Source organism: Psychrobacter sp. YGAH215, assembly GCF_007280595.1.
Taxonomy (GTDB): Bacteria; Pseudomonadota; Gammaproteobacteria; order Pseudomonadales; family Moraxellaceae; genus Psychrobacter; species Psychrobacter faecalis.
The window spans coordinates 29,438-52,626 of the sequence record NZ_VKLR01000018.1 but is presented as its reverse complement, the minus strand read 5'-3'; the positions used below and the strand labels follow the sequence as shown (position 1 = coordinate 52,626).

The following is a 23,189-nucleotide window of genomic DNA, read 5'->3' as shown; positions in this document are numbered from 1 at the left end:
AACAAGCGTTTATGGCAATTTTTTATTAAAATTCGCTAAGCGCTATGAAAATACCGCAGACATGATAATGGTTGCGGTATTTTTTTGCTTGAATTTTGCGGGGATAAAATGGTTATAATACCCTCACCTACCTAGTATCTCACCCAAATAAGGACTGTCATGTTCGACTCTGATTCAGGCTCAACGCCCGCCAATAAAAAACTGCCAAAAGCTGTGATGATGATGGTCGAAAAAGGCAATTTGGTGCAGGCAATTAAAACCTTGGCCGCTGATGAAAATATCAGTATGGATGCCGCTAAATCTCGCATAGATGCTTACGAGCTTGCGCTAAAGAACAAGCAGCAGCAAACTCTCACGACTATCGCCAATAAACAAGGTATCCCAAGCCAAGCTTTTAGCTTTGATAGAGAACAAGTGCAAGAAGAGCCTGAGCAATTGATTAGAAGTAAAGTCAAAAGCACGCCCTCTGAGCAAGGCTTCCAAAGTCTACAAGACGGCGTTGACAGCCAGCTTAATGATTTGGGCTATAAAAAACCGCTTATTCCTTATTGGGCAAAGCGGCTATTGGTCATTGCTGCGGTGATGGCAGGGTTATTTTGGATAATGTGGCGTGTGTTTGGCTAGCCTGTTATAAGTGGTTCCATTATAGCAGTCTGTTTTAAGTGGTCTGTTAATAGGTTTTAAGGGTGAAATTGCTGGTTCCGTTGGGGTATAGCTTTTGAAACCATTTTTCTTTATATTGTCACTTAGACAGGCTGGGCATTTGATGTATAGTGTCATTTGCATTTCACTATTTATCAATTTCTCAGCCTGTTTTTTTCCAGCCTACTTTTTGAACCACCACCCGGATATAAATGTAGCTATGAATAAAACAACTTTTAAAATATCGAAGATGGACTGCCCTTCGGAGGAAAACCTAATCCGAATGAAATTAGAGGGCCACTCGAATATTGAACATCTTGAGTTCGACATTCCTAACCGTCAATTAACTGTGTTTCATCATGACAATATAGAAGGGATAGAGACTGCTATTCATGACCTAAAATTAGGAGACACCCTACTCTCGACCGAAACCATTGACCCCTCTGATCCCAACAATAATTTTAAAATTGATGCTGATTCTAGTCACAAAAAAGATGCTGAGCAAAGAAAGCTACTATGGATAGTGCTGGTCATTAACTTTGCTTTCTTTATTATTGAAATGAGCACGGGACTGATTTCTCGTTCGATGGGGTTGGTCGCCGACAGCTTAGATATGTTAGCAGATAGCTTCGTGTACGGAATTAGCTTATTTGCGGTCGGTGGAACGGTCATTAAGAAAAAACGGATTGCTAGAATTGCCGGATATTTTCAAATTACGCTAGCGATTCTTGGTTTTTTAGAAGTACTAAGACGTTTCTTTGGCAATGAGCAGTTACCTGACTTTTCTACCATGATAGTCATATCGATTCTTGCGCTAATTGCAAACTCGATTTGCCTCTATTTACTACAAAAATCGAAAAGCAAAGAAGAAGAAGCCCATATGCAAGCCAGTATGATTTTCACTTCAAACGATGTGATTATCAATTTAGGGGTAATTGTTGCAGGGATTTTGGTTAATTGGTTACACTCTAGTACGCCTGATTTGATTATTGGTAGCATCGTATTTGCTTTAGTTATTCAGGGCGCCTTTAGAATATTGAAGTTGAGTAAGTAGCCAAGCCTAATAACTGAAGCAAATAGCTCAAGTAAGTAGCTTAATTAAACCGCTAAGTGTAAAGTAACTGGGTTTGAAGCAAATAAACATCATAAGGATATGAGACCTCAAGCAATGATTGAACAAACTTTAAATCTAGTCACCACCAAAGACCATCAGCAAGTTGCCGTTTGGCGAATAATAGATGATGAAGTCTTTGATAAGAATCTGGTGGGAGACCATCCCGAATTCTGTGTAACTGCCGTTTAGATTAAATGCTTGCTGATACGGTCATCAAACATAATCATAAAGCGATTTAAAGCAGACGTCCAGTTACGGATTGGCATCGACCACTTTTTAGAGGCCTGCTGGGTTGCCAGATATACTACCTTGAATGCTGCCTGATCAGAGGGAAACACCTTACGCTTATTCACCGCCGTTCGAATCACGCTGTTTAGCGACTCGATAGCATTGGTGGTATAGATGGCTTTTCTGATGTCTTTCGGGTACTCAAAGAACACCGTTAAGCCCTCCCAGTTATTGCGCCAAGACTTGACGACAATGCAGTCTAAGTAGACGATAGGATAGACGCTGCTCAGTGGCCGGTTCTGCCAAGCGGTGATGTCATCCAAGATGTTGTCAGTGACTCTGGAAACCAAGCTGCTTGAGATGTCGACATCGTAGAGCTCTTTAATGCTCTCTACGATCTCAGTGGTGGTTTGACCCTTAGCGTAAAAGAATATAATTTTATCATCAAGGCCACTAATACGGGTTTGATGCTTACTGACAAGTACAGGCTCAAAGCTACTGTCGCGGTCTCTGGGGGTGGAGATCTCAAGCTCGCCTATGTCACTGCGGACTCTCTTTTTAGTGTGCCCGTTACGCTTATTAGGTTTATCCGCCTTTTCATGCTTGGGATAGCCGAGATGGTCTTCCATCTCAGCCTCTAAGGCAGTATCGATAAACGATTGCATGAGCTGCTTTTGGAAGTCTTTGATATCATCAAAGCTGTTCATGCTACCAGCCATTTGCTCAGCCAGTTTCTTGATGTCAGATTGGTTAGTCATTGCTTATTCTCCTGTTAGTGGATTATAAGCAGTTACACACTTTTTAGGAAAGGCTCTGATAAACACATGTGAGACTAACAATGCAAACACTCGAAAATATAAGAGCTTTTTATCAACCTATTCAACCTACTACGCAGGTTAAAAACTCTGAAATTTTATATCAGGAAATTCTTCCTACAGAAGCATTACAAAGCTATATCCACTGTTTCTGGCAGCTAAAATCTAATCATAAATTAAGCTATTCTTATAATTATCTGGTTGTTGCAGACGGCTGCATCGATATATTTTTTGATCGAAGATACACTTGTGATAGTACTATTTTGGGTTTTTGTCGCAGGCATATTGAATTTCCTATTGGTGAAGATTTTGATTATATAGGTATTCGCTTTTTGCCCGCAGCTTTCCCAATGTTGTTTGGTATAGATGCAAAAACGTTAAGTAACCAATCTCATGTGCTTAACTCAATACTACCTGACTTTTCGAATTGGATCGCAACCACTCTACAGTCAACGAAGTCTTTTGAAAATATTTTAACATTATTAAATAGCAGACTATTGGAAAGGGTTGATACTCAAGGTTCCTACCTAGATTGGCGTTTTTATCATGCTCTAATTCTGATATTTAAGGAGCATGGTTTTTTAAATACTGAAACAGATTTAAGTACCAATCTAAGCTCTCGACAACTCAGGCGGATATTTAATTTTTATATCGGCACAACACCGAAAGAGTTCAGTAATGTTGTCAGATTTCAGTACATACTTAATGCTACTCCCTCAAAGCAAACGTTGAAAAATGATAAGTTATACCTAGATCTAGGCTTCTTTGATCAAGCACATTTTATTAAAAGCTTCAAATCTTTTTACGGTATTACCCCGTCTAAAGCCTTCCTTTGAAGCCTGTCCGATTTCTACAATCCAAATATTCTTAATAACATCATAATAACCTCAATATTAAATAAGGAAATAATATGAAATTAAATGCTGGCATTATTACAGATAAATTACAAGAAACAAAAGACTTCTATAGCGAGATACTAAATTTTGGTATCCGTTTTGAAAATGAGTTTTATCTACTCATGCATACTCCTAACGAGTCCGCTGAGATTAGCTTTCTACTTCCAAATCATCCGAGTCAAAATCCTATTTTTCAGACATCCTTCATTGGTCATGGCGTCTACCTGACTATAGAAGTAGATGATGTGGAAGCAATATATGAACAACTAAAGCAAAAAGGTATAACTATCGATGTTGAGATTAGAAATGAGCCTTGGGGAGACAGGCATTTTGCAATTACTGACCCTAATGGCGTTGTTATCGATATCGTTACCTATACACAACCAGTGCAGTGATAGTGCACCACTCTACTATTAACGGGTAGTAAATTAACTGGAAGAAATATCCATCCTAATATTGTTCCTATAACGGGCGTTATGGTAAATAAACCTCGCCGCCTACCAATTCATATAAATTACGAATAACTTCAAGATATTAAAAAAGAGATACCGTAGCATCTCTTTTTTAAATTCATCAGGCATATTATCTTAGTGATGCTCACCCGGTAAAATTCTAGCAAAGGCACGCTGAGCAAGGTTTGGTTTTTTATTGCTAGTCAATCCAGCACGAGTACTTGGGAAAATACGATAACCCATCGATTGAATACCAACGTTAATTGCTGGTGCTAATGAGTAAGTCGCTGAGGCAAATTTACCCATGTTACTGGCAATACTGTTTGGTTTATGGACAATCGCTTTGGCAACCATCATCGCCGCCTCATCCGGCATAAGCGCAGGCATGTAGCGGTATAACTTAGTGGGCTCAATCATCGGCGTACGCACCAATGGCATAAAGATATTGGTAATGGTGACATTATCGCCTTTTACTTCAGCAGCCAAGCAGCGACTAAAGGCATCCAATGCTGATTTTGAAGCGACATAAGCGGCAAATCGCGGACTGTTCGCCAATACGCCAATCGATGAGATGTTAACGATTTGTCCAGTTTGGCGTTCGATCATGGTCGGCAAAAATCCAAGCACTATTTTAACGGCGCCAAAGTAATTGATATCCATGGTACGCTCAAAATCATGGAAACGATCTATAGACTCGTGCACCGAGCGACGAATTGAGCGACCCGCGTTATTGACCAAGACGTCTACATGACCGAAATCTGCCAAAATTTGTGCGCTAACTGATTCGATAGCATCCATATTGGTCAAGTCACAAGGATAGTAAGTAGCCTTACCACCAAACTCCTCGATACTGTCTTTAACAGCCTTTAATTTGTCTTCGGTACGCGCCAACAAGATAACATGCGCGCCGCATTCACTGAGCAGATAGGCTGTACGCTCGCCGATACCGCTGGATGCTCCTGTGATAATCACGTTTTTGTCTTTAACCGCTTTTCTGATTGCTTTTTTTGAGGGGTTGGCCATAAAAGATCCTTTTCGTAAATGATACTTCCGTTAATGTTCGCCTAAAGCATAACAAATATAATTGGATTGAAGTTAATAAATAAGCCGTAAAATGCATTTAATATCATGAATATTAGCAGTTAGGTATTTATTATCAAGTGGATTGCTTAAACTGACCGTTTTTTCTTGCTATTCGTGCGCGTGTAAAAAGTCTTCGACCACGCGAAACTGCCCAGCGGTACTCTCTTCACCATACATGGCTTGGCGAAAAGCGTTGGAATTAGGGATGCCGGTGGTATACCACGCAATGTGCTTGCGAGCAATTCGGCAGCCTGAATATTCGCCGTAAAACTCATATAGCTCTTGCAAATGCGCTAGGACAATCTCTTTTATCTCGCTCACACTAGGTGCAGCAAGCACTTCTCCTGAGCGCAAAAAATGCTCGATATCGCGAAATATCCAAGGCTGCCCTTGCGCAGCACGCCCTATCATCACCGCATCACAACCGGTCAGCTCATAGACACGCTGCGCTTTTTGCGCGCTATCGATATCGCCATTGGCAATCACAGGGATATTAATGCTTTCTTTGACTTCGCGAATCAGCTCATAACGCGCTTCCCCAGTATACATATCCTCACGCGTTCGACCATGAATGGCAATCGCAGCAATACCCGCCTGCTCTGCTCGCTTGGCCACGCGCAAAATATTTTCGCGGCCATTTTCAAACCCCAAACGCGTTTTTAAGGTCACAGGAGCATCAACGGCTCCTACCGCCGCATCCAGTAAGCGCGCGACCAAATCTTCGTCTTGCAAGAGCGCAGATCCTGCCAATTTACGGCACACTTTTTTGGCAGGACAGCCCATGTTGATATCAATAATCTGCGCGCCATTATCAATTTGATAACGTGCCGCTTCTGCCAATTTATCCGGTTCTGCGCCCGCTATCTGCGCAGAAATAGGCGCTATTTCGTTATCAAAATTGGCGCGGTAGAGCGATTTTTTGCGCGCATAAAGTGCAGTATCAGCGATAATCATTTCACTCACCGCGTGACCCGCGCCAAAGGATTTGCACAGTCTACGAAACGGATTGTCGGTCACGCCAGCCATCGGGGCGACCATCAGACGGTTTTCAATCGTCAAGCCACCAATGACCAATGGTTGTAATAAGGGATGATCATTATTAGCTTCTGCTGATGCTTGATTAGACACGGGATTATTTATAAGCATAAAAAACGGCTTGATTCGTAGTGAAAACAAGCCGTTATTCTAAGGGTTCGTGCGTATATTGCAAGTTATTCAACAAATCATTTATTCAGCGCTAGTTAATGGCAAGACGATTATTTATCAAATACACTGCCCTGCTCCAAGGTAATATCATCATCGTGAGCTTGCATTCGCCACGGTAAGATATCGGGCGAAACATTGATGAAGTGTAAATATTTTTCGAATTGATCAATGATATCGTTAATCACCGATTCTGGTTGATAACCATACAAATCATAAGTTTGACCGCCGCGGCGTAGATAAACTTCCGCCCGATAATGATGCTCTTGCGGCAGTTTACTCGCCATATCTTCCGTATAGTAGTCAGGAAGCTTGTTTTCTGACAAGCGAACTTCGTACCAGAATTCAACGTTGTCGCCGCCACGCAATTCGAACACCACGCGATTATTCACCTCATCAAAATTCACCTCAGGCAACCAACCCGTTTCGGCAAACTTTTCTGCAACTTCATGCATCGACGATAAAACCGTACCTTTAATATAACCAAGTACTTTATCGCGCGTTGGTTGCTGGGTCATATAGTCAATGCGGTCACGCCAAGCATCTAGTTTAAGCAGATGCGGCGGCAGATGATTGTCACTGGCCAGGCTTTGATTGCGATGACCTTCGATACGCAGCGCTCGCCACATGCCAAACATCGCAATCAAAATAATAACCGTAAAGGGCAAGGCGCTAACAATTGCCGCTGTTTGCAGCGCTTGCAGGCCACCTGCTAAGAGCAGCGCCGAGGCAACAACGCCAAGTATCAATACCCAAAACGTACGCTGCCATGCCGGCGTATCGCTACGACCGCCCGCTGCGAGCGAGTCAATCACCAATGAACCTGAATCGGATGAGGTGATAAAAAAGGTAATGATAAGTACTACAGCAAGTGCTGACACCACTTGGGTAAACGGTAGATTTTCGAGTAGCTTAAATAAAGCAATCGCTTGGTTATTTTGCACTTCAGTAATCAGCGATTCATAGCCTTGAATCATAATCATATTTAGTGCTGTATCACCAAACACCGCAAACCAAAAGAAAGTAAAGATGGTAGGTACTAGCATCACGCCAACGATAAACTCGCGAATGGTACGACCACGACTAATTTTCGCAATAAAAATACCGACGAAAGGCGACCAAGAAATCGTCCACGCAAAAATAAATAGCGTCCAACTGGTAATCCAATCGCCTTGCTGATACGCCTGCAGACTAAAGGTACGCTCGACAATATTACCTAGATAACTACCCGTGTTTTCCATAAAGGCGTTGAGAATAAATATCGTCGGCCCTACCGCAAATACAAACAGCATCAGCGCCGTTGCCAGTATCATGTTTAAGATAGATAAGCGTTTGACTCCTTTATCCATACCTGCAAGCACTGATATCAAGGCCAACCCCGTAATCAAGACAATGGCGATTACTTGCACGGTTGTATTGACTGGAATGCTTGGTAATAGGTAATGGAGTCCCGTATTTATTTGCGACACTGAAATGCCAAGACTGGTGGCCAAACCAAATAAAGTACCCAAAATGGCGAACACATCAACCGCATGACCAATAGGTCCATGAATTTTTTCACCGATGATGGGATACAGCGTCGAGCGCATCGATAGCGGCAAACCGTGCCGAAAAGCAAAATACGCCAAGGTTAAAGCGACCACGCCATTAATTGCCCAAATATGAAACCCCCAATGAAAATAAGCAATCTGCATGGCTTCTTTTGCCGCAGCTATAGTTTGTGGCTCTGATAGCGGCGGCGAGGCAAAATGCGTCACTGGCTCCGCTACCCCATAAAATAGCAAAGCAATCCCGTACCCTGCCGAAAACAACATCGCAAACCATTCAATAAAATTGTACTGTGCCTCACCATGATCGGGACCGAGCTTTATACTGCCATAAGGCGAAAATGCGAGCACCACCACAAACATCAAAAACAGCGCGGTTGCTAGCATATAAAACCAGCCGAATGTCTCGGTGGTAAACTCTAGTACTTGGACAAACAAGCCACTCGCCAGCTGTGGGTTGACCGATGTCCCCACTACCAGCAATAACATGACAATGGCCGTCGGTATAAATACTGGCATCAAAATAGTAGAGCGAGGTTTACTCATAAAAAATTCTCAAAAAATCTTAAATTTGGGTATGCGTCTAATATTGTTATATAACGCCCAGTTATTCAAATAAATTTTAAATCACTGAGCCAATAGTTACATTACCTAATAATGATAAAAAATATTGCTTTATTCATTAACATTGCTTTTTTATTAATATTGCTTTGTCTATTAATATTGAAAAACATCGCTATTTAACGAAAAAAGCAGCTGCTTAGCTGCCTTTTTTATCACACGAATACACATTTATTTATCAAACACACTGCCTTGCTCCAGCGTGATGTCATCATCATGTTGCTGCATACGCCACGGCAAGATATTTGGCGAAACATTGACAAAGTGTAGATACTTTTCAAACTGATCGATGATGTCATTAATCACCGATTCAGACTGATAGCCATATAAATCATAGGTCTGTCCACCGCGGCGCAGATAAACTTCGGCACGGTAATGATGCTCTTGTGGTAATTCATTGGCCATATCTTCGGTGTAATAATCAGGCACCTCGTGCTCTGACAAGCGCACTTCGTACCAGAATTCCACATTATCCCCGCGTCTTAGTTCTAGTACGGCGCGATTATTAATCTCATCATAATTGACCTCAGGTAACCAGCCGGTTTCGGCAAATTTCTCTGCCACCTCTTGCATCGACGATAGCACTGTACCTTTAATATAACCCAGTACTTTATCGCGCGTTGGCTGATTGGTCATATAATCAATACGGTCACGCCAAGCGTCTAGTTTTAACAGATGCGGCGGTAAATGATTGTCGTTGGCCAAACTCTCGTTACGATGGCCTTCGATACGCAGCGCTCGCCACATACCAAAGGTCGAGATCAAAATAATCACCGCAAACGGCAAGGCACTGACGATAGCGGCAGTTTGTAATGCACTCAAACCACCGGCGATAAGTAGCACCGCCGCGACGGCACCCTCAGTGACGACCCAAAACGTACGCTGCCACCATGGCGTATCGCTACGTCCACCCGCCGCGAGCGAGTCAATCACCAATGAGCCTGAGTCCGATGAAGTCACAAAAAAGGTAATAATCAATAGCACAGTCAATGATGAAACAATTTGGGTAAATGGTAATTGCTCTAATAGCTTAAATAACGCAATGGCTTGGTTGTTTTGTACCTCGCTAATCAGTGCCTCATAACCATCGACCATAATCATGTGTAGCGCAGTATCACCGAATACCGAGAACCAGAAAAAGGTAAACAACGTTGGCACCAGCATTACACCAAGAACAAACTCACGAATGGTACGTCCACGACTAATCTTGGCGATAAATAGCCCAACAAAAGGCGCCCAAGCAATGGTCCATGCAAAAATAAATAGCGTCCAGCTACCGATCCAATCGCTCGATTGATAGGCTTGTAAACTAAAGGTACGCTCGACGATATTACCTAGATAGCTGCCCGTGTTTTCCATAAAGGCATTTAGAATAAATACTGAAGGCCCAACAATAAACACAAATAGCATCAAGGCAGTGGCGAGCACCATATTTAAGATAGATAAGCGCTTTACCCCTTTGTCCATACCTGCTAGTACAGAAACGAGTGCCGCCGCCGTCACCAAGGCAATGATAATCACTTGCACCGTGGTACTGACTGGCACCGTATTTGGCAACAGATAATTTAAACCTGCATTAATTTGCGCGACTGACAATCCCAAACTGGTGGCGATACCAAACATAGTACCGACAATCGCAAACACATCGACGGTATGCCCAATGGGGCCATGGATTTTGTCACCGATTAGTGGATAGAGCGTTGAGCGCACGGACAATGGCAGACCATGCCGAAACGAGAAGTACGCCAGTGACAAGCCAACCACACCATAAATCGCCCAAATATGAAAACCCCAGTGAAAATAAGCAATTTGCATCGCCTCTTTTGCCGCCGCAATAGTCTGCGGCGTAGAGAGTGGTGGACTGGCAAAATGTAATACTGGCTCGGCGACACCATAAAATAACAAAGCAATGCCATACCCAGCTGAAAATAGCATGGCAAACCATTCAAGGAACTTATACTCAGCCTCGGCATGGTCAGGGCCCAACTTAATACTGCCATACGGTGAAAATGCTAAGGCGATAATAAACATCAAAAATATGGCAACTGCCAACATATAAAACCAGCCGAACGTATCGGTGGTAAATGCCAATACCTTACTAAACAACTCACCAGCTGCCTCAGGATTAATGGCTGTACCAATCACCAATAACAACATAATGGTGGCGGCGGGCACAAAGACGGGTAACAAAATAGTGGAGCGAGGTAATTTACTCATAAAAAGTGATGTCCTCAAAAAATAACAATCAATAAGAAAGCTAAATACAACAAGAAAAGGTAGCACTGCCTACTTTATGAATTTGTACGAATAAAGGCAGGAATAAAGGCAGTAGATGGTTCGGCTCTTATCAAACCGCTTATAAAGCAAATATAATTTTTATCACACTCTCTGCAAAAACCCTAGGCAAGTGCCGAACTCGTAACACTATTTTAACGTTTGTTACATGACTATTACTCAGCAATAAAAAAGGCAACTTGTTAGCTGCCTTTTTTTTAATGGTTGTATTATTAATAGTTAATTTAAGATATTAAGCATCAATAGCCTCGGCTAACTGCTTGGCCATTTCCGCAAGCTCACCTTGATCTGCTTGCGTGACCGCATGGCGGCCTAGCTCGTGGATGCTAGATGGAATCAGATGGACATGATAATGAAAGACGGTTTGCCCTGCTTGCGCGCCATTTAACTGCATTTGAATAATACCCTCACGCTCGAATACTTGGCGCTGCGCTTGTATGACTTTTTTGGACGTCATTAACACAGCGGCGGCGTATTCTGGCTCAAGATCGGCCAAATCAACGGCTTTTTGCTTAGGAATCACCAATACATGACCCTTTGCTTGCGGCATGATATCCATAAAGGCAAGGGTTTTGTCATCCTCGAACACTTTATGATAAGGAATATCACCGTTTAACATTTTGGCAAAGATATTATTATCATCGTATTTGGTTTGATTATCTTGACTCATTTTTATTCCTTAATTGGTGGTCATTAATTATTTATCATTACGTGGTTATCAGTACTAAAGGGTAAATAGCTCAGCAAATATAGTGGACGAAATTTGGATTGAGTACAAGTGGCTGATACATTCACTAGCCACTTTCAATTTTACTGAGTTTTGCTACCAACAATTCTATAAGTGATACGATTAATTTATTGGCGAGCCGTGCGCTTTAAATGTTATATTAATCCTCTATTTTAATCACCTCAGGTTTATGGATTTGACTGCCTTGCCAACCCAATTACCCCAATCATCAAACACTACTGACGCTCATAGCGACCACGCTTATGACACTATGAGAAATCATACTGCGGTTAATGAAACGCTTGAAGATAGCGCACCGTCAACCTTGTCAAGCATTGAGCCAAACGCCATTATTTTAGCTGAAGCATTGACTGATAAAACGATCAGTTGGCGCATCCATAATTGTAAAATCAGCAAAAAAATCATGACGCAGGATATGCCACTGCCCTTTTTGTATCATTACGACAGTTTAGATGACAGTATTAAACAGACTTATTCATTAACACCTGCCCTACTTGCCCAGTTTAATACCCCCATGACAGCTGACGAGGCAGCGAAACTTATCGGTATTGATAAGGCGCTGATCACCAGCCCTTGGCATGTCAAAGTGATTGGCTCATTGGTAGTGTTTAGCGAAGCGCTGCAATTGGCCGTACGCCTGCATTGGACCAATACTGGTAAAGACACCCAGCAAATTTATACCAAAGATGAAGCCGATGCGCTTACTGCTGCTTTTAAAGAGTGGCAGTTTTTTGGTCGTATTGATGTGCTTTATAAGAATACTAAGCAAACACTTATCAGTATTGATGAGCAAGCCGAAAACGATAAACAGCTACTGACTATTGCTGCCAGTCCTGACTATCAATTCTTGCCAGCGCCTCACGCCTTAGTCGTCATCGCCAAACTTGAAACCGATAAATCCGATTTGCCTTGGTTTGAGAGCGCTATTTTAGAGCACCTCGTTTAAATATTGACCCTCAAGTCTTTATGATTATTGGTTAATGATTTTCAGTTATCCATATCTAATGGTATGGTAACGCCTTAGTATTATTCACTAGTACTCACATGGCATAAAAAGCACACTATCCGTATGACAGCGGATGCTGCAGACGTTTATAAATCTCGCTTATTTGTAAGGAATATCACATGGATTATCGCTCAAAAACTTCTACTGGCGGTCGTAATATGGCAGGTGCGCGTGCCCTATGGCGTGCGACGGGTATGACGGATGGCGACTTTGGCAAACCAATTATCGCCATTGCCAACTCCTTTACCCAGTTTGTCCCCGGTCACGTGCATCTAAAAGACTTGGGGCAACTGGTGGCGCGTGAGATTGAAAAAGCGGGCGGCGTGGCAAAAGAGTTTAATACCATTGCGGTCGATGACGGTATTGCCATGGGTCATAGCGGGATGTTGTATTCATTACCAAGCCGTGATTTGATTGCGGACTCGGTTGAGTATATGGTCAACGCCCACTGCGCCGACGCCCTAGTCTGTATTTCTAACTGCGATAAAATCACCCCTGGTATGCTGATGGCAGCCATGCGCCTCAATATCCCTGTTGTTTTCGTCTCTGGCGGCCCGATGGAAGCTGGCAAGGTCATCGCTAGTACTGTCGCTCATAGCCATAATAATGATGGCGGTAGCGACGTCCATACCACTGACAGTAAAGGCAATGCCATTCGTAAGCTTGATTTGGTCGATGCCATGATGGACGCCGCCGACGATAATATCAGCGATGAAGATGTCTTAGCGATTGAAAGCTCGGCTTGCCCAACTTGTGGCTCATGCTCTGGAATGTTTACCGCCAACTCAATGAACTGCTTGACCGAAGCATTAGGCTTATCATTGCCGGGTAATGGCTCGCTATTGGCCACGCATTCGTTACGCCGCGAGTTGTTTTTAGAAGCGGGTCGCACGATTGTATCATTGGCCAAGCGCCGTTATGAGCAAGATGATGATTCGGTATTACCGCGCTCTATCGCTACCAAAGCCGCTTTTGAAAATGCGATGAGCTTAGATATTGCGATGGGTGGCTCGACCAATACTATCTTGCATCTACTTGCCGCCGCCAATGAAGCGGAAGTTGATTTTAAAATGCATGATATTGACCGCCTAAGCCGTAGTGTCCCTTGCCTGTCGAAAGTCGCTCCTGCTTCACAAAAATATCATATGGAAGATGTCCACCGTGCTGGTGGTGTGATGGCGTTACTTGCCGAGCTTGACCGTGCCGGTTTACTGACTACCGATATCCCAACCATTCATAGCGCAAGCATGAGAGATGCTATCGATAAATGGGATATCATGAATCCTGATAATACTGAGGCACGTGCGCGCTATATTGCCGCTCCTGGTGGCGTCCGTACCACGCAGGCCTTCTCGCAATCAAAAGAGTGGCCAAACCTTGACGTCAATCGTGAGTCGGGCTGTATTCGTAGTGCTCAGCATGCCTATTCAACCGATGGCGGCTTAGCAGTACTATACGGCAATATTGCTGAGCGCGGCTGCGTGGTTAAAACCGCAGGCGTCGATGAAAGCATCTTAGTCTTTACCGGACGCGCACGTATCTTTGAATCACAAGACGCTGCCGTAGCCGCCGTGCTTGATGACCAAATTGTCGCCGGCGATGTGGTCATCATTCGCTATGAAGGCCCAAAAGGTGGGCCTGGTATGCAAGAAATGCTGTATCCAACCACTTATCTTAAGTCTAAAGGTTTGGGCAAAGAGTGTGCGCTGCTCACAGATGGTCGTTTCTCTGGCGGCACCTCAGGCTTATCCATTGGTCACGCCAGCCCAGAAGCAGCTGAAGGTGGCGCGATTGGTTTAGTACAAGAAGGCGACACCATTCATATTGATATCCCGAACCGTACCATCAATATGCAAGTCAGCGATGCCGAGCTTGCTGCGCGCCGTGAAGAGATGGAAGCGCGTGGACGTAACGCATGGAAGCCTGTGAGCCGTGAGCGTCACGTCTCGCCTGCGCTGCGTGCTTATGCAGCTATGACTACCAGTGCCGATACGGGTGCCGTCCGTGATGTGAGCCAAGTTGAGCGTTAAATAAATCTGTAAACGCAATAATTTATCACTAACCTTATAGAATTACCCAAAGCCTGCGCCATGTAGGCTTTTTTTCACCAAAAAACAACGCTACTGCCGTTCTGTTAACGTTTTTTTGCGGTAATAAAAAGCATTTGCGCTCATTATTAATAGCGATTAAACCTCTTGTAACTTTATCTTTTTAAAACCAAAAAATAGCGTGCACCAAACTTATGATTGAAAACTATAATTTATTCTTATTGGTCTGCGGTATTGCCTTTTTATTCGGGGCACTGTTTCCTATTCTTTTTAAACGTACGCCCATCTCGCTGCCCATGCTGCAAGTAAGCTTTGGTTTACTCATGGGCTATTGGTGGACCAGTTTATCTTTTTTAAATCCGATGGATAACGGTTTAATTATCGAAAAACTGACCGAAATCGTGGTATTGGTTTCGCTGGTTGGTGCAGGTATCAAGATAGATACTGAGCTGTCGTGGCACTTATGGCGTCCGACTGTGCGCTTACTACTTATCACCATGCCGATTGGTATTTTTGTAATGGCAGCATTGGGCTATTATGCTTTTGGTTTGACATTAGGCGCGGCCATCTTGCTCGGTGCGGTACTGGCTCCGACCGATCCTGTGCTAGCCTCTAGTATCCAAGTCGGACCGCCCAATACTGGCGGCGAGGATACACCGCGCTTTACCTTGACCTCAGAAGCAGGGTTAAATGACGGCTTGGCGTTCCCATTTGTCTATTTAGCGATTAAGGTCGCAGAAGCTTATAGCGGCGGGCAGCAGTTCACAGGTGAAATGCTGTGGCAATGGTTTACGACTGATGTGCTGTGGAAAATTGGCGCAGGTTTGGTGGTCGGGATTGTGGTTGGTAAATTACTAGCAAAATTGGTTTTTTCGAAATACAGCCACAATACCACCATCTCTCAAGGCTATGTCGTCATAGCTCTCACCTTGCTGGCCTATGGTTTGGCAGAATATGTGCACAGCTATGGCTTTATTGCAGTATTTGTCGCCGCCTTTGCTTTTCGGCGCTCGGAGCGTGAACACAGTTATCACCAAAAGCTGCACGATTTTGCTGAGCAGTCAGAAGGCTTACTGATGTCCTTAGTTCTTGTGGTTTTTGGCATGTTTTTAGGTCAAGGACTGCAAGCTGGCGTTGAGCTGACATGGCGCGTCTATATCGTCAGCTTTACCTTTTTATTATTGATTCGACCGATTGGCGGATTGATTGCTCTATCAGGATTAAAGCTGCCCTATACTGAAAAGTATGCCATTTCTGCGCTCGGTATACGCGGTATTGGCACCTTATATTATCTGTCTTACGCCCTCAATCAAGGCTTCTTTGATGAAGTAGACGCTGTTAAACTTTGGATAGTCTGCTCAATTGTCATTTTGGCGTCTATCTTTATCCATGGTTTGATTTCCCCAAGGTTGCTTAAGCTCACGCCTAATAAGCCGCGCCATGGATAATTTCGGACGACTACCTCAATACTTTTGTTAGTTATAGTGTTGCTACTTATCCTTTAAGCACCTGTATTTCTGTTTTTCATACTGGCAACAAGAATATTGAGTTAAGTTCAAGAGTCACGTCTACTAGATTCCAGCGTCAATCAAATCTAATACCGCTTCCGTCAGCGCAAACTGGCGGACATCATTGAGCATTGTTACATCAAAATTATGGATAAAGGTAAACGACAATTGCCGCGCAGGATCACACCACGCAACCGAACCGTTATAACCCATGTGCCCAAAACCTTGCGCGCTCATATTAGAAGCTTCACTTTGACAAATGCTAAACCTGCGATGATAGCCCAAGCGCCAGTTCATTTTCGCCGGCATTACCGCGTCCATGCCAGTGGTTTGCGGGGTTGAAAGCTGCTTAAATGTTGCGTCGTCAATTAATGTCTGCCCCTGCCATGTACCGCCATTGGCTAGCATGGCATAAATAGTTGCTAATGCTTGCGCTGATGCCACGCCGTTGGCAGCGGGAATGATGGCTTGTAGCGTCCGTTTATCGTAATAATCGATAGGTTGTTTATTAGCCAACACAAGAGCCGATTTATAGTTTTTTAGATTAAGCTGGCTGTTATTGAAGTATAAACGGTTAATTTTTGCTGTATCCAAATTAGGCAGCTCATCTGCCATTGCGCTTTCATTTTCGCTTGCTTGATTGGTTAGCGCTCTTTTTTGCCAACAAGTATAGCTTGGTAGGCTTGAATAAATACGCAAAGTATTTTCAGAATCCGCTCTTAACACGGGTTTGCTGCGGCGAGGTCGCGCTTGCGACAGCTCCTGATTGCTTATTTGCTGGGCTGCGTATTCGTCTGTTTGGAAATATTTAACCAAATGAGCCACTTCATCTACTTTATCGTCTGGCACCCCAAAATAACAGCTGTCTGCAATTCCTAGCGGCTCAGTCAAATAGTGACGCAATGCGTCAGCTAATGACATATGGGTAACGGCTTCTATCACGCCGCCCAGTACCCAGCCATAAACCAAGGCGCTATAAGCGCTCTCATATAAGGCGCTGTCTTCAGGCGCTGTTACTGGCATAGCAGCAACCTTTTCTAGCATGAGCTGCCAATCGAGCACCATGTCATTATCGACATCGATACTTTGAATCGAAAACAAGTTGCCTTGATGCGACATGACGCTACGTAAAGTAATCTGTTCTTTTCCTTGCGCGGCAAAAGCAGGCCAATAATCCGCAATCGCTCGGTCATAATCAAGCATATGCTCGGAGACCAACACATGCACCAATGTCGCCAACACCCCTTTCCCTGTTGAAAAATTCAGCGATAGGGTATCGGGGCTCCATGACAAATCCGCGCGCGCCATTCCCACACTAGCCTGAGCAATACATTGCCCCGCTTGATAAACTACCAAGGCACCGCCAGCTGGTGCGTCATCAAGCTGCAAATATGTTAGCAATTGTTGTAATTTTTGCTGAATAACAGGATTAGTAGACGTATTGACGTTTTGATTATTAGCTTTCTCATTATTATTTTTCATTATTCACTCGCTTTATTTATAAAAACATTTTTTATAGTCAAAAAATTCATTAGCTAATTAATCACGAAATTTGCTCATAAAAAAGGCAACCTATTGGTCGCCTTTTTTGTTGTATATCGCTCATATGTAACGCGTACAGTTTGCCATACATGCTTAGTATGCCATGAGTCTAGCGTGGAACCAATAAACGATTATGAACCTCTTCTTCTAGCTTCGTCAAACCATGACTGCGCCCGCGCTCCATTGCCGTATCCATTTTGCGTCCGCGTAACCAGCCCGCACGCAATGCTACCGCTGCACCAGCGCGATTACCAGAACCACAGTGCAAGACGGTTTTTTTGCCATGGTACTGACGCAAGATGTTATCAAACGCCAATATATTTAACTGTTTTAAATCCTTGGCCCCGCTGATAGGTAGCTGCTCGTAATACATACCGGCGCGCTCTACCGCCGCGCGCTCATCAAAATTTAGCTCATCATCTGGCTGCAAGTTAAGCACCAACTCAACGCCAGCCGCCGCTAAAGCAGCGACTTTTTCGTCGTCGAGGGCGCCGCACACGATGGTGTTGTCATCAGGGCGAAAATACGGCTCAAACATATTTTCCAAATCGATACCGTTATCTTTAGCAGTAGCTTCATCTATGGTAGCTGAGTTATCGGGCGCAGCTACGCTTGTTGCATTGTCATGTAAAGTCATAATGAATAATTGGTTAATAAAATATAAAGGTTAAAAATATGGCGCAATCTATTGATTTTCGCTTTGCAATTTAATCACACCAGCAAGATGCGGCTTGTCGTTTTTAGCACTAAATAAGCCAAATTCGCAAGTATCGGTAGGGCTCTTTAACGCTGCTATCGGCTCAGCGATCAGCTCTACTTCTGCTGGCAAAAAGATAGGCAGCTTAAATGATACATTGATCGTGCAAGCATCTGGTAGCTCATCCATCAGCGCTAGACATTTAGCTTTTGACCACATGCCGTGAGCGATGGCTTTTGGAAAACCAAATGCGCGTGCCGATAGTGGATGGAGATGGATGAGGTTAAAATCCCCTGAAACAAACGCATAACGACGGCCGATATCTTCTGGTACTTCAAAGATACTGTGCACGCCTTCTTCATTCACCAAAGGCTTAACGGTCACTGGACGCGGCGTGCTTTTTTTATCTTTGCTACCTGATTTTTTTCCACGTGACAAATAAGTAGAAGTGCCTTCCCAAATTACCTCGTCATCTGATTTCACCGTGGTGACAAAATCAAACTGCTGGCCTTGCGCATGGTCGCGTAGATTATCAAACTTCACCGCCATCGCTACCGTTTCACGCTCACCGATAGGACGATACTGCGTCACGCTATTATCCACATGCACCAAACCTAGCATAGCAAAGGGAAATGGCTCTTTGACCATCATATTCATTTGTAACGTCTGTGATAAAACAGAAAAATAGGTAATCGGTATTTTGCCATTGTCGGCGAAACCACAAATCTTACGATAATCGTCAAGATTATTTTGGTCGATGTGCAAATTATCTACATAATACGTCGCTTGTGGCAACTGATCGCGGCTGACCTTTTCGTTATTACCAATAGGCAATAAGCTCTTGACGATATTGGCGTAGGTGGTATGCGCTTTTGGCAACGCATCATAATGTTTGTCTGACATAATAAATCCTAAATGGGGTTGAGCTAACTGAGGCTGGAGCAAATTATCTGGCTACTTGTAAACAGTGAAGCATTCGTTTGTCGGCTTATTTGTTTACTGGTTGGTTTACTGGTTCATTTACTGGCACATGCTTTTATTCATACCTGTTTTTATCATAAAAAAGCCACCCTTGGGCAGCTTTATTACAATTTGTCAGCAATTTTTCGTAAGCATATGTGAGGTCCATTTAAAAACCTCATACACCCTACTTACTTAATATAGGCTTGCTCACTATGATTTAGTCATTTATCGAGCAATATTTTATCTATATTCTCTCAATTATGCACCCAACAAGCTTTGACCACAAACACGTACGATATTGCCATTTAGACCACCAGAAGCTGGCGACGCAAGCCATGCAATGGTTTCAGCCACATCGATTGGTAAACCGCCTTGGCTCATTGAGTTCATACGGCGACCGGCTTCACGAATGGCAAACGGAATGGCTTCTGTCATTTGCGTTTCGATAAACCCTGGCGCTACAGCGTTGATAGTCATGCCTTTAGAACCGTCGTCTAATTGCTTAGCAGTCGCGTTTACCAAACCGATGACGCCCGCTTTAGAAGTAGCATAGTTACTTTGACCTAGATTACCAGCGATACCTGAGATAGATGAAACGCAGACGATACGTGCATGGTCTTTTAGTACATCATTATCTAGCAAGTAGCGGTTTAGCTTGGCAATACTGCCCAAGTTGATGTTGATAACCATGTCCCACTTTTTCTCATCCATTTTTGCTAGTGTCTTATCACGGGTCACGCCAGCATTATGAATAACGGCATCTAAACCGCCACGCTTTTGCGCCGCCTCTGCGATTTCTTTGCCCGCATCTTCACTGGTGATATCGACGGTTAATACTGAACCACTGATTTCGCTGGCGACTTTTTGTAAGTCCGCTTGCTGCTGCGGTACATCAAGACAGATAACATGAGCGCCTTCGCGTGCCAACACACGAGCGATGGCTTCACCGATACCGCGACTTGCGCCAGTGACGAGCATGGTTTTACCGCCTAAAGGCTGCGTCCAATCGACATCAACGTTGGCGCCATTAGTCACACGTACCACTTGTCCTGACACATAAGCTGAGCGCGCTGAGGCAAAGAAGCGTAACGTTGAGTCTAGGTTCTTTTCAGCGCCTTCTGCCACGTAGATAAGCTGGGCGGTGATACCGCGCTTAAACTCTTTACCAACAGATTTCACAAAACCTTCAAGCGAGCGCTGTGCCAATGCCGCTTCAATATCTTTTAGATCTTCTGGTGGACGACCGATAACGATAACACGACCTGATTTTTCGACGCGGCGCGCTACTGCATGAAAGAACTCATACACTTGTTTGAGCTCATCAGCATTACTGATATTGCTGGCATCAAACAATAAAACTTTAAATTTGTCATCGCCGCCGGTATTGGCTTTGGCTTTCACGCCTGCATCAGCCAGCGCGTCTTTTACCGCATCACGGCTGTTTACAAATACATCAGCGTGCAGGTCTGACAAAATACGAGCAACTGATTCACTGATGGCAGTATTGTCGCCATCAGCACGGCCAACCAATACACTACCGCGTACTGACGGCTGACCACTATCAAAACGGTCTAGCTCTACTGGCATCGGCAAGCCTAGATTTTTTGCCACTTTTCGGCCAATAGAAGACTGCACAAAATCACCATAACGGTCTGACATAATATAATCCTATAATTGATGAGAAGAAAAAAATTATTAATATAAATAAACAGGTTCAAAATTGCTCTAACTATACACTTCCATGCAAAACAAGTCCAAAAGTTGCGCCTGTCTATCATAATCTGTAGACAAGCCAGTATACAAGATAGCAACTTTTTCTCGCCTTAAAAACACCCCACTTATGTTAAAATATAACGTATAAGTTATGGCAAATGCATTTATAGATAACAATATATTATCAAAAGCGCCGTTATGCAATGTTATTCGTCAATACTAACCAGTATAATCAGTAGCGTTTGATAATTAGCATTGAAGGCATGAGCTTAAAATTAGCGTCACATCGTTTGCTAAAGAGATACAGTAAGCGCGTAAAAAGCGCCTTATGCTAACCTTCTCTGCCGTGTACTATGTTTTTCTCTTTTATTTTTATTTTGTTTTTCCCTTTTATCTTCTACCCATATTTTTTAAGGATAATATTATGAGTACTAAAAACAATCACCCTGATAGCCCTGTTGTTGAAAGCACTGTTGTTAAGTCTACTGATAGCGCTACAAAAGACACTGCTGCTAAGAACACTAGCAGTACTGAGACTAAGGCCGCCGCTAAAACCAGCAATGCTAAAGACTCTGCTAAGAAAGAAACTGCTAATAAAGAAACAACCAGCAAAAAAGCAACCGACGATAAAGCAGCTGCTACTAAAAAGCCAGCCACTACTGCTAAGAAAGCCAATAAATCTAAACCAGCGACAGGTCAAAACCGTGTTGCTATTTTAGGTGGTAACCGTATCCCATTTGCACGCTCAAACGGTTCATACGCTGATGTTAGCAACACTGATATGCTAACAGCCGCTCTAGATGGTTTGGTTGAACGTTACAACCTACAAGACGAAGTAATAGGTGAAGTTGTTTCTGGTGCGGTCATGAAGCTTAGCCGTGATATCAACTTGACTCGTGAAGCGACATTGAACACTGCGCTTAATCCACACACACCGACTTATGATGTGTCACAAGCTTGTGGTACTGGCTTGCAAGCAACGTTTGCCTCTGCAAACAAAATCGCCCTTGGTCTTATCGACTCAGCCATTACTGGTGGTGTAGATACGACGTCTGATGCCCCTATCGCAATTGGTGATGGTCTACGTAAAGTGCTTATTAAGTTAGGTGCAGCAAGAGACAACAAGCAACGTCTAAAAGCATTAATGGGCTTAAACCCAAAAGACTTGATCGATGCGCCGCAAAACGGTGAGCCACGTACTGGTCTGTCTATGGGCGAGCATCAAGCCATCACGACACTTGAATGGAATATCAGCCGTGAAGCACAAGATGAGCTAGCATTTAATAGCCATCAAAACCTAGCACGTGCTTACGACGACGGTTTCTTTGATGACCTAATCACGCCTTATAAAGGTCTGACTCGCGACAACAACTTGCGTCCAGACACAACTTTGGAAAAACTGGGTAAGTTAAAGCCAGTGTTTGGCAAAAAGAACGCCAACCCAACAATGACAGCTGCCAACTCTACCCCACTAACTGACGGTGCTTCTTGTGTACTACTGGGTACTGATGAGTGGGCAAAAGAGCGCGGTCTTAAGCCTTTGGCTTATATCGTCCATCAAGAAACAGCTGCCGTTGATTTCATTGGCAAATCTGGTACCACTGAAGGTCTATTGATGGCACCTGCTTATGCAGTACCACGTATGCTTGAGCGCGCTGGTTTAACGCTGCAAGATTTCGATTTTTATGAAATCCATGAAGCCTTTGCTTCACAAGTATTGTCAACATTGGCGGCTTGGGAAGATGAGAAATTCTGTGAAGAGCGTCTAGGTCTTGATGCACCACTAGGTTCTATCGATCGTAGCAAGCTAAACGTCAATGGCTCATCACTTGCCGCAGGTCATCCATTTGCCGCAACCGGTGGTCGTATCCTAGCCACTGCTGCCAAATTGTTAGACCAAAAAGGGTCAGGTCGCGCGCTTATCTCAATTTGCGCCGCTGGCGGTCAAGGCGTAACCTGTATTCTAGAGAAATAATTTATTAGTTAAGTTAATTAGCCAATAAATAGCATTCAATGTTAATGCTCCCTTTAATCTGATGATTAGAGGGAGTTTTTTGTTTTGGTTGAA

At 43.6% G+C, this 23,189-nt stretch carries 18 protein-coding genes and 1 pseudogene; 8 read left to right on the top strand and 11 right to left on the bottom strand.

Annotation, left to right across the window (positions count from 1 at the left end; all coding sequences use genetic code 11):
• Positions 1 to 159: 159 nt before the first annotated feature.
• The gene (locus FOR85_RS08765) at positions 160 to 624 is read left to right on the top strand and encodes a hypothetical protein (protein ID WP_144297614.1); all 465 of its coding nucleotides are present in this window, start codon (positions 160 to 162) and stop codon (positions 622 to 624) included.
• 87 nt (positions 625 to 711) lie between these two features.
• Here the strand turns inward: FOR85_RS08765 and FOR85_RS08760 are convergent.
• Positions 712 to 786: pseudogene (locus FOR85_RS08760) on the bottom strand (IS1 family transposase); the annotation flags it as partial.
• A gap of 76 nt (positions 787 to 862) precedes the next feature.
• On the opposite strand from FOR85_RS08760, the gene FOR85_RS08755 reads away from it, so the two are divergent.
• Positions 863 to 1,696, top strand: a complete 834-nt coding sequence (locus FOR85_RS08755) for a cation transporter (protein WP_025644116.1) — start codon at positions 863 to 865, stop codon at positions 1,694 to 1,696.
• A 245-nt stretch (positions 1,697 to 1,941) separates the two neighbouring features.
• On the opposite strand, the gene FOR85_RS08750 is transcribed toward FOR85_RS08755, so the two are convergent.
• Positions 1,942 to 2,742 carry a transposase gene (locus FOR85_RS08750; protein ID WP_144297613.1) on the bottom strand — a complete coding sequence of 267 codons (801 nt, stop codon included), beginning with the start codon at positions 2,740 to 2,742 and terminating at the stop codon, positions 1,942 to 1,944.
• Between the two features lie 80 nt (positions 2,743 to 2,822).
• On the opposite strand from FOR85_RS08750, the gene FOR85_RS08745 reads away from it, so the two are divergent.
• Positions 2,823 to 3,635, top strand: a complete 813-nt coding sequence (locus FOR85_RS08745) for an AraC family transcriptional regulator (RefSeq protein WP_223808584.1) — start codon at positions 2,823 to 2,825, stop codon at positions 3,633 to 3,635.
• A 74-nt stretch (positions 3,636 to 3,709) separates the two neighbouring features.
• Entirely contained in the window at positions 3,710 to 4,090 is a 381-nt protein-coding gene (locus FOR85_RS08740) for a VOC family protein (RefSeq protein WP_144297611.1), read from the top strand.
• 192 nt (positions 4,091 to 4,282) lie between these two features.
• Here FOR85_RS08740 and FOR85_RS08735 read toward each other — a convergent pair whose 3' ends face one another.
• The 5 genes from FOR85_RS08735 to FOR85_RS08715 all read right to left on the bottom strand — a co-directional run bounded on the left by FOR85_RS08735 (position 4,283) and on the right by FOR85_RS08715 (position 11,566).
• On the bottom strand, positions 4,283 to 5,170 hold the full coding sequence (locus FOR85_RS08735; protein WP_144297610.1) for an SDR family NAD(P)-dependent oxidoreductase: 888 nt from the start codon (positions 5,168 to 5,170) through the stop codon (positions 4,283 to 4,285).
• Positions 5,171 to 5,338: 168 nt separating this feature from the next.
• Positions 5,339 to 6,376 (bottom strand): tRNA dihydrouridine synthase DusB, encoded by a 1,038-nt coding sequence (dusB, locus tag FOR85_RS08730; protein ID WP_144297609.1) that lies wholly within the window; start codon positions 6,374 to 6,376, stop codon positions 5,339 to 5,341.
• Between the two features lie 110 nt (positions 6,377 to 6,486).
• Positions 6,487 to 8,526 (bottom strand): BCCT family transporter, encoded by a 2,040-nt coding sequence (locus FOR85_RS08725; RefSeq protein WP_144297608.1) that lies wholly within the window; start codon positions 8,524 to 8,526, stop codon positions 6,487 to 6,489.
• A gap of 246 nt (positions 8,527 to 8,772) precedes the next feature.
• Complete coding sequence (locus FOR85_RS08720; RefSeq protein WP_144297607.1) at positions 8,773 to 10,818, bottom strand: BCCT family transporter; 2,046 nt, start codon at positions 10,816 to 10,818, stop codon at positions 8,773 to 8,775.
• A 310-nt stretch (positions 10,819 to 11,128) separates the two neighbouring features.
• On the bottom strand, positions 11,129 to 11,566 hold the full coding sequence (locus tag FOR85_RS08715) for an HIT family protein (protein WP_144297606.1): 438 nt from the start codon (positions 11,564 to 11,566) through the stop codon (positions 11,129 to 11,131).
• 247 nt (positions 11,567 to 11,813) lie between these two features.
• Here FOR85_RS08715 and FOR85_RS08710 point away from each other — a divergent pair, with 247 nt between their 5' ends.
• From FOR85_RS08710 to FOR85_RS08700, 3 genes are all read left to right on the top strand, one after another.
• Positions 11,814 to 12,590: a hypothetical protein gene (locus FOR85_RS08710; RefSeq protein WP_144297605.1), complete on the top strand. Its 777-nt coding sequence runs from the start codon at positions 11,814 to 11,816 to the stop codon at positions 12,588 to 12,590.
• 179 nt (positions 12,591 to 12,769) lie between these two features.
• Positions 12,770 to 14,680: a dihydroxy-acid dehydratase gene (gene ilvD, locus FOR85_RS08705; protein ID WP_144297604.1), complete on the top strand. Its 1,911-nt coding sequence runs from the start codon at positions 12,770 to 12,772 to the stop codon at positions 14,678 to 14,680.
• A 212-nt stretch (positions 14,681 to 14,892) separates the two neighbouring features.
• On the top strand, positions 14,893 to 16,146 hold the full coding sequence (locus FOR85_RS08700) for a sodium:proton antiporter (protein ID WP_144297603.1): 1,254 nt from the start codon (positions 14,893 to 14,895) through the stop codon (positions 16,144 to 16,146).
• A 123-nt stretch (positions 16,147 to 16,269) separates the two neighbouring features.
• Here the strand turns inward: FOR85_RS08700 and FOR85_RS08695 are convergent, their stop codons facing one another.
• The 4 genes from FOR85_RS08695 to FOR85_RS08680 form a co-directional block, all read right to left on the bottom strand.
• Complete coding sequence (locus tag FOR85_RS08695; protein WP_144297602.1) at positions 16,270 to 17,688, bottom strand: serine hydrolase; 1,419 nt, start codon at positions 17,686 to 17,688, stop codon at positions 16,270 to 16,272.
• Positions 17,689 to 17,857: 169 nt separating this feature from the next.
• Positions 17,858 to 18,385, bottom strand: a complete 528-nt coding sequence (locus tag FOR85_RS08690) for a beta-lactamase hydrolase domain-containing protein (protein ID WP_144297601.1) — start codon at positions 18,383 to 18,385, stop codon at positions 17,858 to 17,860.
• Between the two features lie 48 nt (positions 18,386 to 18,433).
• Positions 18,434 to 19,348, bottom strand: a complete 915-nt coding sequence (locus tag FOR85_RS08685; protein ID WP_144297600.1) for a MaoC/PaaZ C-terminal domain-containing protein — start codon at positions 19,346 to 19,348, stop codon at positions 18,434 to 18,436.
• Between the two features lie 318 nt (positions 19,349 to 19,666).
• Positions 19,667 to 21,067: a 3-oxoacyl-ACP reductase gene (locus tag FOR85_RS08680; protein ID WP_144297599.1), complete on the bottom strand. Its 1,401-nt coding sequence runs from the start codon at positions 21,065 to 21,067 to the stop codon at positions 19,667 to 19,669.
• A 478-nt stretch (positions 21,068 to 21,545) separates the two neighbouring features.
• On the opposite strand from FOR85_RS08680, the gene FOR85_RS08675 reads away from it, so the two are divergent.
• Positions 21,546 to 23,096 (top strand): acetyl-CoA C-acetyltransferase, encoded by a 1,551-nt coding sequence (locus tag FOR85_RS08675; RefSeq protein ID WP_144297598.1) that lies wholly within the window; start codon positions 21,546 to 21,548, stop codon positions 23,094 to 23,096.
• The last annotated feature ends 93 nt before the right edge of the window (positions 23,097 to 23,189 follow it).

Coding starts and splice junctions, on each gene's coding strand:
- FOR85_RS08715 (WP_144297606.1), bottom strand. CDS start 11,566: ATGAGTCAAGATAATCAAACCAAATACGATGATAATAATATCTTTGCC.
- FOR85_RS08675 (WP_144297598.1), top strand. CDS start 21,546: ATGAGTACTAAAAACAATCACCCTGATAGCCCTGTTGTTGAAAGCACT.
- FOR85_RS08685 (WP_144297600.1), bottom strand. CDS start 19,348: ATGTCAGACAAACATTATGATGCGTTGCCAAAAGCGCATACCACCTAC.
- FOR85_RS08680 (WP_144297599.1), bottom strand. CDS start 21,067: ATGTCAGACCGTTATGGTGATTTTGTGCAGTCTTCTATTGGCCGAAAA.
- FOR85_RS08735 (WP_144297610.1), bottom strand. CDS start 5,170: ATGGCCAACCCCTCAAAAAAAGCAATCAGAAAAGCGGTTAAAGACAAA.
- FOR85_RS08740 (WP_144297611.1), top strand. CDS start 3,710: ATGAAATTAAATGCTGGCATTATTACAGATAAATTACAAGAAACAAAA.
- ilvD (WP_144297604.1), top strand. CDS start 12,770: ATGGATTATCGCTCAAAAACTTCTACTGGCGGTCGTAATATGGCAGGT.
- FOR85_RS08690 (WP_144297601.1), bottom strand. CDS start 18,385: ATGACTTTACATGACAATGCAACAAGCGTAGCTGCGCCCGATAACTCA.
- FOR85_RS08700 (WP_144297603.1), top strand. CDS start 14,893: ATGATTGAAAACTATAATTTATTCTTATTGGTCTGCGGTATTGCCTTT.
- FOR85_RS08720 (WP_144297607.1), bottom strand. CDS start 10,818: ATGAGTAAATTACCTCGCTCCACTATTTTGTTACCCGTCTTTGTGCCC.
- FOR85_RS08710 (WP_144297605.1), top strand. CDS start 11,814: ATGGATTTGACTGCCTTGCCAACCCAATTACCCCAATCATCAAACACT.
- FOR85_RS08750 (WP_144297613.1), bottom strand. CDS start 2,742: ATGACTAACCAATCTGACATCAAGAAACTGGCTGAGCAAATGGCTGGT.
- dusB (WP_144297609.1), bottom strand. CDS start 6,376: ATGCTTATAAATAATCCCGTGTCTAATCAAGCATCAGCAGAAGCTAAT.
- FOR85_RS08725 (WP_144297608.1), bottom strand. CDS start 8,526: ATGAGTAAACCTCGCTCTACTATTTTGATGCCAGTATTTATACCGACG.
- FOR85_RS08765 (WP_144297614.1), top strand. CDS start 160: ATGTTCGACTCTGATTCAGGCTCAACGCCCGCCAATAAAAAACTGCCA.
- FOR85_RS08695 (WP_144297602.1), bottom strand. CDS start 17,688: ATGAAAAATAATAATGAGAAAGCTAATAATCAAAACGTCAATACGTCT.
- FOR85_RS08755 (WP_025644116.1), top strand. CDS start 863: ATGAATAAAACAACTTTTAAAATATCGAAGATGGACTGCCCTTCGGAG.
- FOR85_RS08745 (WP_223808584.1), top strand. CDS start 2,823: ATGCAAACACTCGAAAATATAAGAGCTTTTTATCAACCTATTCAACCT.